Annotated in this window: 13 protein-coding genes; 11 read left to right on the top strand and 2 right to left on the bottom strand. The window is 63.4% G+C overall.

Translation table 11 applies throughout. The features are described from left to right. The 10 genes from ACGYLI_RS12835 to ACGYLI_RS12880 all read left to right on the top strand — a co-directional run bounded on the left by ACGYLI_RS12835 (position 1) and on the right by ACGYLI_RS12880 (position 9,009). A complete protein-coding gene (locus tag ACGYLI_RS12835; RefSeq protein WP_394419481.1) occupies positions 1-843 on the top strand; it encodes a sulfite exporter TauE/SafE family protein in 843 nt (280 codons plus the stop codon). Continuing rightward, positions 840-1,553: a FadR/GntR family transcriptional regulator gene (locus ACGYLI_RS12840; RefSeq protein ID WP_271693907.1), complete on the top strand. Its 714-nt coding sequence runs from the start codon at positions 840-842 to the stop codon at positions 1,551-1,553. Before ACGYLI_RS12835 ends, ACGYLI_RS12840 begins: the two co-directional genes overlap by 4 nt. 187 nt (positions 1,554-1,740) lie before the next feature. Further along, on the top strand, positions 1,741-2,721 hold the full coding sequence (gene phnD, locus ACGYLI_RS12845) for a phosphate/phosphite/phosphonate ABC transporter substrate-binding protein (RefSeq protein WP_394419482.1): 981 nt from the start codon (positions 1,741-1,743) through the stop codon (positions 2,719-2,721). A gap of 55 nt (positions 2,722-2,776) precedes the next feature. Beyond that, positions 2,777-3,550 carry a phosphonate ABC transporter ATP-binding protein gene (gene phnC, locus ACGYLI_RS12850; protein WP_394419483.1) on the top strand — a complete coding sequence of 258 codons (774 nt, stop codon included), beginning with the start codon at positions 2,777-2,779 and terminating at the stop codon, positions 3,548-3,550. Further along, on the top strand, positions 3,547-4,341 hold the full coding sequence (phnE, locus tag ACGYLI_RS12855; RefSeq protein ID WP_394419484.1) for a phosphonate ABC transporter, permease protein PhnE: 795 nt from the start codon (positions 3,547-3,549) through the stop codon (positions 4,339-4,341). Before phnC ends, phnE (ACGYLI_RS12855) begins: the two co-directional genes overlap by 4 nt. Then, positions 4,338-5,147 (top strand): phosphonate ABC transporter, permease protein PhnE, encoded by an 810-nt coding sequence (gene phnE, locus ACGYLI_RS12860; protein ID WP_394419485.1) that lies wholly within the window; start codon positions 4,338-4,340, stop codon positions 5,145-5,147. Before phnE (ACGYLI_RS12855) ends, phnE (ACGYLI_RS12860) begins: the two co-directional genes overlap by 4 nt. Then, positions 5,144-6,049 (top strand): HAD-IIA family hydrolase, encoded by a 906-nt coding sequence (locus tag ACGYLI_RS12865; protein ID WP_394419486.1) that lies wholly within the window; start codon positions 5,144-5,146, stop codon positions 6,047-6,049. Before phnE (ACGYLI_RS12860) ends, ACGYLI_RS12865 begins: the two co-directional genes overlap by 4 nt. A 115-nt stretch (positions 6,050-6,164) precedes the next feature. Further along, positions 6,165-7,148 carry a TRAP transporter substrate-binding protein gene (locus ACGYLI_RS12870; protein WP_394402813.1) on the top strand — a complete coding sequence of 328 codons (984 nt, stop codon included), beginning with the start codon at positions 6,165-6,167 and terminating at the stop codon, positions 7,146-7,148. Positions 7,149-7,214: 66 nt separating this feature from the next. Further along, positions 7,215-7,733: a TRAP transporter small permease gene (locus ACGYLI_RS12875; RefSeq protein WP_394419487.1), complete on the top strand. Its 519-nt coding sequence runs from the start codon at positions 7,215-7,217 to the stop codon at positions 7,731-7,733. Continuing rightward, a complete protein-coding gene (locus ACGYLI_RS12880; protein WP_394419488.1) occupies positions 7,726-9,009 on the top strand; it encodes a TRAP transporter large permease in 1,284 nt (427 codons plus the stop codon). The genes ACGYLI_RS12875 and ACGYLI_RS12880 overlap by 8 nt, the downstream gene beginning before the upstream one ends. A 49-nt stretch (positions 9,010-9,058) precedes the next feature. On the opposite strand, the gene ACGYLI_RS12885 is transcribed toward ACGYLI_RS12880, so the two are convergent. Continuing rightward, entirely contained in the window at positions 9,059-10,555 is a 1,497-nt protein-coding gene (locus ACGYLI_RS12885) for an aldehyde dehydrogenase family protein (RefSeq protein ID WP_394419489.1), read from the bottom strand. 180 nt (positions 10,556-10,735) lie between these two features. Here ACGYLI_RS12885 and ACGYLI_RS12890 point away from each other — a divergent pair, with 180 nt between their 5' ends. After that, positions 10,736-11,608, top strand: a complete 873-nt coding sequence (locus tag ACGYLI_RS12890) for an NAD(P)-dependent oxidoreductase (RefSeq protein ID WP_394419490.1) — start codon at positions 10,736-10,738, stop codon at positions 11,606-11,608. A gap of 10 nt (positions 11,609-11,618) precedes the next feature. Here ACGYLI_RS12890 and ACGYLI_RS12895 read toward each other — a convergent pair. Then, a partial coding sequence (locus ACGYLI_RS12895) for an SDR family oxidoreductase (RefSeq protein WP_394419491.1) occupies positions 11,619-11,843 on the bottom strand: 225 nt, incomplete at its 5' end.

The following is an 11,843-nucleotide window of genomic DNA, read 5'->3' on the forward strand; positions in this document are numbered from 1 at the left end:
ATGAACGCGCTCGATTTCGGCCAGCTTCTGCCCCTTCTTGCCATTGCGGTTTCCGCCGGGATCTTTGGCGGCATCCTTGCGGGGCTGCTTGGCGTTGGCGGTGGCATTGTGATCGTGCCCGCGCTGTATCTCGCGTTGTCGACGGCGGGAATGGATCCGGCGATCACCATGCAGGTGGCGGTGGGCACCTCGCTAGCAACCATCGTCTTTACCTCGCTGTCATCGGGCTATGGCCACTTCAAACGCGGCGCGATTGATATGGACCTTTTGAAACTTTGGGCGCCGTCGCTGCTGATCGGCGTCGTGATCGGCGCGCTTCTGGGGGGCTATGTCTCTGGGCTGATCCTTGTGGGCGTCTTTGCCACCGTGGCCGCACTCGTTGCCCTCGACATGATCTTTCGCAAAACCAAGGACGACCCCACGCCGCGCGGCTTTGCCAAGCCGATCTGGGCGATCCTCGGCGTCGTCACCGGCGGGCTGTCTGCGATGATGGGCATCGGGGGCGGCACCATCGGCGTGCCGCTGTTGAACTTTCTGGGCTATGACATCCGCCGCGCCGTGGGCACCTCTGCCGCGATCGGTTTCATCATCGGGCTGCCGGGTGCGGTGGTCTATGCGCTCACGGGCCTCGGGGCCGAGGGGCTGCCGCCCTTCTCGCTAGGCTATGTGAACCTTGCCGCGGCGGCCATCATCATTCCGCTGACCTCCAGCTTTGCCCATGTGGGTGTGAAACTGGCCCATAGCATCCCGCGCCGGGCGCTTCGGTTTGCCTTTGGAATTTTCCTAATGGTAACCTCTCTGCGTATGTTCATTGATTTATTTGAAGCGTTTTCCATCTCATGACACAGACCCCACAGTCCGCCCCAAGTGAAGATGAATTGGCCGAGCGGCTGCGCGGAGCGATCCGCCAAGGGGACATCCTGAACGACGGGCGGATGCCGCCCGAACGGGCGCTGGCCGAGCATTTCGGCGTGAGCCGCGCGCGGCTGCGGCTGGCGCTTGGCCTGTTGCAAGAGGACGGCACGATTTACCGCCGCCACGGCCAAGGCACATTCGCCACACCGCCCCCCGCGACCAATGCCGACAGTCTGCGCCACCTTGCACGACAGGTCACGCCAAGCGACGTCATGGAAGTGCGGCTAGAGGTCGAACCTGCCCTTGCCGCCCTCGCCGCCGATCGCGCCCGCCCGCAGGAGATCGAGCGGTTGGACCAGTTGATGCGCGCCACGCTCAACCTCAGCGACCCGGACGCCTATGAGGCCGCGGATGACATGTTCCACTACAAGATCGCCGAGATGGCGCGGAACCCGTTGTTCCTGACGGTCTACGAATCCATCCGCGCGGTGCGCCGCGAAGTGGCATGGACCTCCCGCCGCCGGACCTATCACGCCCCGGAAACCCTACAGGTTCTGGGCGAGCAGCACATGACCCTGAACGACGCCATCGCCCGGCGCGATACGCTCGGCGCTGCCGCCGCGATGGAGCAGCATTTGCTGACCGTTTCCAAGACCCTGCTGCGCGACCGGGTGCGCAAGATCGAACTCGATCTCTGAAGCCCCCGTTTCAACTGGTTAAACCGCGCCCTGACCTTCCCGCTTTGCGGCGGAAGATGTTACAGCTTTGTGACAATTTTGTCCGCCGACGCGCCGGAACAGCTTGCAAACGAAACTGTTCGATGTTCGTATCTGCGCATTATTGTATTTCGCGCCAGATGCGCGGATTCTCAGGGAGGAGAACGCAATGTCTCATAAATACCTATTCGCCGCAGGTCTCACCGCGGCCTTCACACTGACGGGCAGCCTTGCCTTCGCGCAAGAGGATTGCGAACGCGGCGCCTTGGACAAGATGTTCTGCGACGCCGATGGCGATCTGGTCGCCGATGCGCCGACCAATCCTGATATGCTGAAAGACCCCTCAACGCTGGTTTTCGCCTATACGCCCGTCGAGGACCCCGCGATCTACGAGGACATTTGGACCCCCTTCATTGAGCATCTCGAGGACGTGACCGGCAAGGACGTGCAGTTCTTCGCCGTGCAGTCGAACTCCGCCGAGGTTGAGGCGATGCGCTCGGGCCGCCTGCATATCGCCGGTTTCTCAACCGGTCCGACCCCCTTCGCCGTGAACCTCGCGGGCGTCGAGCCCTTTGCCATCATGGGCGCCGAGGACGGCCAGTTCGGCTACAAGCTGCAGGTCTACACACAGGCCGACAGCGACATCAAGGAGATGAAGGACCTCGCCGGCAAGCGCATCGCGCATACCTCGCCCACCTCCAACTCCGGCAACCAAGCGCCGCGCGCGCTTTTCCCCGATCTGGGCGTCGTGCCGGGTGAGGATTACGAAGTGACCTATTCCGGCAGCCACGACCAGTCCATGCTGGGCGTCGTCGCGGGCGACTATGACGCGGCCCCGGTGGCCTCTGAAGTGGTCGACCGCATGGCCGAGCGCGGTCTTTACGACCCCGAGGACGTGCGCATCGTCTGGGAAAGCGATCCCTTCCCGACAACCTCCTACGGTGTCGCGCATGACCTCGCGCCCGAACTGAAGGAAAAGATCAAGGAAGCCTTCTTCTCCTTCGACTTCGAAGGCACCGCACTGGGTGAGGAATTCGCGGGGGTGAGCAAGTTCGTCCCGATCACCTACAAGGACCAGTGGGCGGTGATCCGTCAGATCCAGAAGGCGAACGGCGTCGAGTACACGCCGCAGGGCCTCGCGGCTGAATAATCGTTCAACACCGGGGGCCGACCAAGCGGTCGGCCCCACGTTTAAGGTACATTAAATGCTGAAAATCTCCGACCTCGTGAAACGCTATGGCAGCGGTGATCCGGTGCTGAAGAACCTCGACCTGACCATCGAGGGCGAAAGCGTCGTTTCGATCATCGGTTCCTCCGGCGCGGGCAAATCGACGCTGCTGCGCTGCATCAACCGACTGGTGGAGCCGACCTCGGGGTCGATCATGCTCAATGGCACCGAACTGACCAACCTGAGGGGCAAAAACCTGCGCGCCGCGCGGCGCAAGATCGGCATGGTGTTTCAGGGCTTCAACCTCGTCGACCGCCTCACGGTGATGGAGAACGTCCAGTCCGGTCGCTTGGGCTACATCTCGACATGGTCCGCCGTGACCCGCCGCTATGCCAAGGCCGACATCCGCCGCGCCTATGAGCTGATGGAGCGCGTCGGCATCGCGCAATATGCCAACACCCGCGCCGACCAGCTGTCGGGCGGCGAACGCCAGCGCGTCGGCGTAGTCCGCGCGCTGATGCAGGACCCCGACATTCTGCTGGCGGATGAGCCCACCGCCTCGCTCGACCCCAAGACTTCGGAGCAGATCATGGGGCTGCTGCGCGATCTTGCCGGGGAGCTGAAACTGCCGGTGCTGATCAACATCCACAACGTGACCGAGGCCAAGGAATACACCGATCGTATCGTCGGCATGCGCTATGGCCGGATCATCTTCGACGACAAGCCCGCCAAGCTCGACCAAGAGGCGATGGATCAGATCTACGCCGGCAGCCCCCATGCGGACCGCGCCAAAGATGGGGCCGCGGCATGAGCGCGCCACGGGACAGTTGGAAAAAACCACCCTTCATCGCCAACCCGATCCTGCGGTGGGCCGTGATCCTCGGCGCCGTCGCCTATTTTGGTTGGGTCGGGCTGACCATGCCGATTGACTGGAACCGCGTGGCCGAAGGGCTGGGCCGCGCCGGGCGCATCTTCGGCGGGGCGTTCCCGCCAAGTTTCGAACGCTCGGGCCTGTTGATCGACGGCTTTCTTGAGAGCCTCAAGATCGCCATCCTCGCCACCGCAGGCGGGGTGCTTTTGTCGATCCCCATCGCCTTTATGTCGGCGCGCAACGTGGCACCGAAACCGATCTTCTACCTTGGCCGCGCCATCATCATCGTGGCGCGCAGCTTTCACCCGGTCATCGTGGCGATCCTCTTCGTCAAGGCCGTGGGCTTTGGCCCCTTCGCGGGCGTGCTGACGCTGATCGTCTATTCCATCGGCTTCGTCGCCAAGATGCTGGCCGAACGGATCGAGGAGATCGACTTCGGTCAGGTTGAGGCCATGCGCGCCGCCGGTGCGCCCTATTTCTCGACCCTGATCTACGCGATCTTTCCCCAGATCATGCCGCGCCAGATCGGCCTCACGATCTACCAGCTCGACAGCAACCTGCGCGCCTCGGCGGTGGTGGGCATCGTCGGCGCGGGCGGCATCGGGGCGACGCTCGCCAATGCCTTTGGCCGCTATGACTATGACTTTGCGCTTGCGATCACCATGGTCATCGTCGGTGTCATCCTTGTCTCCGAAGCCGTCAGCGGCGTGATCAGAAAGCGCATCCAATGACGACGATTGCAGAGAAATTCGGCCGCGACGACTGGACCCGTTTCACCCTGCGCCAACGCCTCACGCGCTACGGCGTGCTTCTGGGCTGCGCCCTCGCCATCGCTTGGGCGCTCACTTCGATCGAGGTCATCTGGGCCTGGGTCTGGGGTGCGCCCGAGCAGATCGGTGACCTTTTTGGCCGCATGTATCCGCCCGACCCCAGCAACCTCGACACGATCCTCAAGGTGTTGTGGGACACGGTGAACATCGCCACTTTCGCCACCACCTTTGCGGTGCTGCTGTCGCTGCCGGTGGCCTATATCGCGGCACAGAACACCACGCCCAACCGGGCCACGCTCTGGCTCGGACGGCTGATCCTCGTGACCTCGCGGTCGGTCAACACGATCATCTGGGCGCTGCTCTTCGTGGCGATCTTCGGCCCCGGCGTGGTGGCGGGCATTCTCGCGATCATGTTCCGCTCCATCGGCTTTATCGGCAAGCTTCTGGGCGAGGCGATCGAGGAGATCGACAAACGCCCTGTCGAGGCGCTGGAGGCCACGGGCGCGTCGCGCTTCAAGGTCATCGCCTATGCCATCGTGCCGCAAGTCATGCCGACCTTCTGGGCGGTCTCGATCCTGCGGTGGGACATCAACCTGCGCGAGTCGACCGTTCTGGGCCTCGTCGGTGCGGGCGGCATCGGGATCATCCTGCAAGGTGCCATCGACACCTTCAACTGGCCCGAGGTCGCCACGATCCTCATCGCGATCATCGTGTTGGTGATCATCGGCGAGGTGATCTCGGCCTTCCTGCGCCGCCGCATCCTGTGAGTGTCGCCATAGACCCCGCGCAGGCGCTGGCCGAATACCAGCGCCTGCGCCCCCGCCTGCCCGCCTGCGACAAGCTTGGCCATGGGGTGGAGGCCGCCCGTTTCCTCGATATCGTCGCGCCCTATGAGTTGATCCTGTTCGACGCCTACGGCGTGCTGAACGTCGGCGAAACCGCGATCAAAGGGGCCGCGCAGACCATCGCCGCTCTGCGCGAGATGGGCAAATCGGTCATGGTCGTCAGCAACTCCGCCGCCTATCCCAAGGCGCATATGATGGACCGCTACGCGCGGCTTGGCTTTGATTTCGCAGCCGACGAGGTGGTCACCAGCCGCGAGGCGCTGCTGCACCGCGTCGCGGAAGAACCCGCGCGCCGCTGGTGCGTGATGCTGAACCCCGATAAGGACATGGGAGAGATCGCCGACCTCGGCGCGACCGTTCTGGCAGATGATCCGGCTGTCTATGACGGGGCCGAAGGTTTCCTCCTCGTCGGGGCGGATGGGTGGACAGAGGCGCGGCAGGCCCTGTTGGAGGCCAGTCTGAGCCGCCAGCCCCGGCCCGTCTTCGTCGGCAACCCCGATCTCGTCGCCCCGCGTGAGGATGGTCTCTCGCTCGAACCCGGCTGGTTCGCGCATCGTCTGATCGACGCGACCGGCGCGGCGGTGCATTTCTGCGGCAAGCCCTTCCCCGATATCTTCGACTTGGCCCTCGCCCGGGCAAAGCCCAGCGATCCGGCGCGCGTGCTGATGGTCGGCGACACGCTGCACACCGACATCCTCGGCGGCGCGCAGGCGGGTTTCGCCACGGCGCTGGTCACCGGCCACGGCTCCCTCTTGGGGTTAGAGGTTGCTGCGGCAATCCAAGGCTCGGGCATCGCGCCCGATCATATCGTCACGGAAATTTAGCAGCGCTTTGCTGTGGATTCATTGTCCACAAAGCGCCCCTCCCCCATTGCCATTCTGAACATCCGCCGCTAGCAGTTTTCGTGACCTTGTTAATAAGATCGCTGGAGGATACAAAATGTTCAAAATCACCAAGCCCACGGCAATTTTCGCCACTTTGGCCGCGCTCACCGGAGGAGCCCTGAGCGCCGAGACCGAAGTCAAGATCGGCTACGCCCTCGCCCCCGACAGCCACTACGGCGTCGCAGCGCAGAAGTGGCAAGAGGTCGTTGAGGCCGAAACCGACGGCAAGTTCAGCTTCCGCCATTTCCCCTCCTCCGGCTTGGGCGGTGAACGTGAGGTCGTCGAAGGTCTGCAACTGGGCACCGTCGAGGCGACCATCGTCTCCACCGGCACGCTAAGCAACTTCGTCCCCGCCACCGGTGTGACCGACATCCCCTTCCTGTTCCGCAGCCTCGACCACGCGCGCCGCGTGCTCGACGGGCCGATTGGTCAGGACATCTTGGCCGAGTTCGACGGCGCGGGCATGGTGGCCTTGGCTTGGGGTGAGCAGGGTTTCCGCCACATCACCAACAACCGCAACGCCATTGAGACACCCGAAGACATCGCGGGCATGAAGCTGCGCACCATGGAAAACCCGGTGCACCTCGAAGCCTTCAACGCCGCTGGTGCCGCCCCCACCCCGATGGCCTGGCCCGAGGTGATCAGCTCGCTGCAGCAGGGCACCATCGACGGGCAGGAAAACCCGCTGTCGGTGATTGTCTCCGTCAAGCTCGACGAGGTGCAGAAGTACCTGACGCTGTCGGGCCATGTCTATTCGCCCGCCATGCTGCTGGTCTCCAAACCCTTCTGGGAAGGACTGTCGGATGAGGACAAAGCCGCCTTCGAGAAAGGCGCGACCGAGGCCGTCTCCGCCATGCGCGCCTTCGTCGATGACGTGGAGCAAAGCGGCGTCGAGACGCTGAAAGAGCGCGGCATGGAAGTGAACGAGCTCAGCGAAGACCAGAAAGCCGCCTTCCGCGCCTCCATCGAGAGCGCCTATGAGGGGTACTACGAGACCTACGGCAAAGAGCTGATCGACCAGATCGCCGCGACCGAGTAAGCGCCGCGACGGAAAGACGGACGGCCGGGAGCAGTGCTTCCGGCCGTTTTGCACGGGAGGGAAACCATGCGCAGATTGGAACAGCTATTCGTCAAGGTGAACGCCGCCGTGGTGATCGCCTGTTTGACGGGGATGGTCTTGGTCGTGGGGGCCAATGTCGCCCTGCGGTTCAGCACCAACCATTCGCTGTCGTGGTCCGATGAATCCGCCCGTTACCTGATGATTTGGATGGCCTTTCTGGGGGCTGGCCTTGCCCTGCGGCAGGGCGGCCATGTGGCCATCACCAATCTGCATGATGTGATGAACACCCGGATGCAGCGCATCCTGCGCGGGATCATCGTTTTGATTTTGCTATTCTTCTTTGCCTTCATGGTCAAAGTCGGCTGGGACTATATGCAGCGCGCGCAGTATCAGATGACCCCCGCGATGCGCCTGTCGTTCCGCTATGTCTATGCCGCCATGCCAGTCGGCTTCACACTGCTGATCGTACATCTGTTGCTGATCGCGCGGCCCTTCATCATGGCGGGCCGCTATCACCAGCCCGAAGGTCTGACCGAAAACATGCCGGGAGCCGCCAATGGCTGAGATCCTCTTCATCTCGCTTTTCGTGCTTATGGTGCTGGGGCTGCCCGTCGCCTTTGCCATGGCCATTTCTGTCTTCGCGGCGATCGGCTTGGGCAGTTCCTACCCGCAGATCGTCGTGGTGAAAGAGATGTTCTCGGGCCTCGACAGCTTCCCGCTTTTGGCCGTGCCCTTCTTCATCCTCGCCGCCGAGATCATGACCGGCGGGGCGATTACCCACACGCTTTTGCGTTTCGCGGCGCAATTCGTAGGCCATCTGCGCGGGGGGTTGGGCTATGCCAATGTGATCTCTTCGACAATGTTCGCAGGCATCTCCGGCTCGGCGCTGGCCGATGCCGCAGGCCCCGGCGCGATGATGATCCGCATGATGGAGAAAGGCGGCTACGACCGCTCCTACGCCGGGGCGCTGACGATCTCTTCCGCGGTGGTGGGGCCGATCATCCCGCCCTCGATCGTGATGATCATCTATGCCTTGCAGGATCAGGAAGTCTCGGTCGGGTCGCTGTTCATGGCGGGCGTCATTCCGGGGCTGCTGCTCGCCGGAGGGAGCCTTGCGGCCAACGGTTGGGTCAGTTGGAAACGCGATTACCGCAGCAATGAGGCCCGGCCCGAGCGGGCGCAGATGTGGCGCAACAGCCTAATGGCGCTGCCCGCCCTTGGGCTGATCGTGCTGATCGTCGGCGGCATCCGGGGCGGCATTTTCACCCCGACCGAAGCCTCTGTCATCGCCGTGTTCTATGCGCTGTTTTGCGGGTTCTTCGTTTACCGCGCCCTGCGCCTGCCCGATCTGCCGGGGCTGATCCTACGCGCGGCGCTGATCTCATCCGCGGTGCTGCTGATCCTTGGGGCGGCGCGGGCTTTCGCATGGGTCTTGGTGATCGAAGGCGTGCCCCAGTTTCTGGCCGAGACGATCATCGCGTGGGAGTTGTCGCCGATCCTGTTCCTCTTGGCGGTGAACGTGCTGTTGCTGCTCTTTGGTCTGTTCATGGATCCGCTGCCGGGGGTGATGATCCTCGTCCCGATCCTCGCGCCGATCAGTCACGCGCTCGGCATCGCGCCGGATCATTTCGCCATCGTGGTGATCGTGAACCTGACACTGGGGCTGACGACGCCACCGGTGGGGAGCCTGATCTTCGTGGTCTCCTCGGCGGTGAACCTGAAGCCCGCCGCGTTGATCCGCGAGATGCCGCCGTTCTTTTTGGCGAATTTCGTCGTGTTGATGTTGCTGACGTTTGTGCCAGCAATTTCGACATGGCTGCCAAAGGTCAGCGGTTTTTAGCAATTTACCGCCCGGCATCAGACCGGGCGGCGCCGCGCTGAGCTTGTCCTTACTCGGTCTGGATCCAAACCGCCTTGGTATCCAGATACGCCTGCAGGTGCTCCACGCCACCCTCCTTGCCGTAGCCCGACATCTTCAGCCCGCCAAAGGGCACCGCCGGGTCGATCGCGTGGTACATGTTCACCCAAACCGAGCCCGCCTTCAGCTTTTTCGCCGTCCGATGCGCCACCCCGAGATCGCGGGTGAATATCCCCGCCGCCAGCCCGTAGGGCGTGGCATTGGCGCGGGTCACGACCTCCTCCATCGTGTCGAAGGGCAGGACCGAGATCACGGGGCCGAAAATCTCCTCCCGCGCGATGGTCATCTCGTCCTTCACATCGGCAAAGATCACCGGTTCGAGGAAGTTGCCGCCCGCGTAGCCTTCCCCCTCGGGCCGACCGCCCCCCGTGACCAGCCGCGCGCCCTCGGCCTTGCCCTTGGCGATATAGGCTTCGACCTTCTCGGTCTGCACGGCGTTGATGAGCGGGCCGAGATCGGTACCTTCGTCGAGGCCATGCCCGATCTTCAGCCCGCGCGCGAAGGCGGTGAGCTTCTCGATAAACTCATCCTGAATCTCCCGCGCCACGAAAAGCCGCGAGCCCGCGATGCAGATCTGGCCCGAATGCGCATAGACCGCCATCGCCGCCACCGGCACAGCCTTGTCGAGATCGGCATCTTTGCAGATGATCAGCGGCGACTTGCCCCCAAGCTCCAGCGTGATCCGCTTGAGGTTCTCCACCCCGGCCCGTGCGATGGTCTTGCCCGTCGCGGTCGAGCCGGTGAAGACCACCTTGTTAACATCCGGATGTTCGGCCAGCCGCGCGCCCGCTTCGCGCCCCGTGCCGGTGACCACATTGACCACCCCATCGGGCACGCCCGCCTCCTGCATCAGCCGCGCGATCATCAAGGGCGTCAGCGGCGCATCTTCGGAGGGTTTCAGAACCACGGTGCAGCCGGTGGCCAGCGCCGGGGCGATCTTCCAGATCGAGGCGGCGGTCGGGGCGTTCCAAGGGATGATCGCGCCCACCACGCCGACCGGCTCTCGGGTGGTGAAAGACAGCATCGACTGCGAGATCGAATTCTCGATCACGTCGCCATGCAGCGCTACCGCTTGGCCGGCGTAGAAGCGCAGCATCCCGATCACCCGCCGCTTGTTGCCAAGGGTGCGCGCTAGCGGCAGTCCCATGTCGGCGGTATCGGAGATGCAGAGCTTCTCCCAATCCCGCTCCATCACATCGGCGATGCGCAACAGCACCTCCTGCCGGTCGTAGGGCGTGAAGGTGGACCAGACGCCTTCGAAGGCGCGGCGTGCGGCATCCACGGCCAGATCGACATCCCGCGCCCCGCCGCGCGGCACTTCCGCCAGCTTGCGGCCAGATGCGGGATCTTTCACCTCGATCACCGCGCCGGAGTAGGCGGGCACGTCCTGACCATCGATGAACATCGGGCAAAACTGCCCATGGTAAAGCGTTTCGGCAATCTGGTGGGGGTCGCGGGTCAAAGTCATTTCAGCCTCATTCCATTAATGCGCCATTCCTATCAATCGAATTGTCGGTTTCAAATATACAAAGCCCTGTTTGGGCAAGAAAATCCGGCCCTGCCGCGTTGCACCGTGCCGGGTGGATCGCTAGAACTTTCCCCAAGGGAACCGCGCGCAGGGGTGGCGGTGGCAAGCGAAGGAAAATCCATGAAAATCGGTATGATCGGTGTCGGCCTGATGGGCCACGGAATTGCCCGCAACGTGATGCGGCGCGGGGGATTTGCGCTTGGCTATTTCGACCACCCCGGCAACCAGCCGACCGATGAATTGGACGGGCTCGGCGCCACGGCCTTCGACAGCCTGAGCGATCTGGCCGCCGCCTCCGATGTGATCATCCTCTGCGTCACCGGCTCGCCGCAGGTCGAAGGGATCCTGGCCGGAGAGGGCGGCGTCATCGCGGGGCTGAAGCCGGGTGCGGTTGTCGTCGATTGCTCAACCTCCCTGCCCGCGTCGACGCTGAAGATGGCCGAGGCGGTCAAAGCGGCGGGGGGCGATTTCGTCGATGCGCCGATGACCCGCACCGCGCAATTCGCCCATGAAGGGAAGCTGAACCTGCTGATCGGGGGTGACGCCGCGGTGGTTGAAAAGGTCTCTCCCGTCCTCGCCTCCTTCACCGAAGAGGTCAAGCATGTCGGTGAGGTCAGCGCGGGCCACCGGTTGAAACTGCTGCACAACTACGTCTCGGTTGGGTTCATGTCCCTGCTCGCCGAAGCCGCCGCGCAATCGGCGGACGCGGGAATTGATCCGCAGAGTTTCGTGGATGTCTTGGCGGGCGGCGGCGGTGCCAGTGTCGCGCTCGACCGGCTGTCGCCCTTCATCACTAGCGGCGACCGTGAAGCGCTGCCCTTCGCCATCAGCAACGCGCTGAAGGATTTCGACTATTACCGCCAGATGTCCACCGAAGCGGGCGCGCAGGTCGAGATTGCCGATGGGGTCTATCGCGCCCTATCCCAAGTCGTCGAAAAGGGCGAGGGCGACGCCTATGTCCCTGAATTGGTGCAGCATTTCCGAAAGGGTTAAGCCCGAGGGGTCAGAGCGTCAGCGTCCCGATGCTCGACCCGCCGCAGACGAAAAGCGTCTGGCCGGTGACGAAACTACTGGCCGGATCGCAAAAGAAGAGGAAGGCGTTGGTCACATCCTCCACCGGCCCCAACCGCCCCACGGGGATGCGCTTGGCAAGTGCCGCTTCGCGTTCGCTTTCTTTCGGGATGATGCCCCAGAAGTTATCCGTCTGCACCGGTCCGGGGGCCACGAC

The sequence above is a fragment of the Sulfitobacter sp. 1A13421 genome (assembly GCF_043557285.1).
GTDB classification, from domain to species: Bacteria; Pseudomonadota; Alphaproteobacteria; order Rhodobacterales; family Rhodobacteraceae; genus Sulfitobacter; species Sulfitobacter faviae.

Excerpts from the sequence above, each read along its gene's own strand:
- ACGYLI_RS12835 (WP_394419481.1), top strand. The coding sequence starts at position 1 with ATGAACGCGCTCGATTTCGGCCAGCTTCTGCCCCTTCTTGCCATTGCG.
- ACGYLI_RS12840 (WP_271693907.1), top strand. The coding sequence starts at position 840 with ATGACACAGACCCCACAGTCCGCCCCAAGTGAAGATGAATTGGCCGAG.
- phnD (WP_394419482.1), top strand. The coding sequence starts at position 1,741 with ATGTCTCATAAATACCTATTCGCCGCAGGTCTCACCGCGGCCTTCACA.
- phnC (WP_394419483.1), top strand. The coding sequence starts at position 2,777 with ATGCTGAAAATCTCCGACCTCGTGAAACGCTATGGCAGCGGTGATCCG.
- phnE (WP_394419484.1), top strand. The coding sequence starts at position 3,547 with ATGAGCGCGCCACGGGACAGTTGGAAAAAACCACCCTTCATCGCCAAC.
- phnE (WP_394419485.1), top strand. The coding sequence starts at position 4,338 with ATGACGACGATTGCAGAGAAATTCGGCCGCGACGACTGGACCCGTTTC.
- ACGYLI_RS12870 (WP_394402813.1), top strand. The coding sequence starts at position 6,165 with ATGTTCAAAATCACCAAGCCCACGGCAATTTTCGCCACTTTGGCCGCG.
- ACGYLI_RS12875 (WP_394419487.1), top strand. The coding sequence starts at position 7,215 with ATGCGCAGATTGGAACAGCTATTCGTCAAGGTGAACGCCGCCGTGGTG.
- ACGYLI_RS12880 (WP_394419488.1), top strand. The coding sequence starts at position 7,726 with ATGGCTGAGATCCTCTTCATCTCGCTTTTCGTGCTTATGGTGCTGGGG.
- ACGYLI_RS12885 (WP_394419489.1), bottom strand. The coding sequence starts at position 10,555 with ATGACTTTGACCCGCGACCCCCACCAGATTGCCGAAACGCTTTACCAT.
- ACGYLI_RS12890 (WP_394419490.1), top strand. The coding sequence starts at position 10,736 with ATGAAAATCGGTATGATCGGTGTCGGCCTGATGGGCCACGGAATTGCC.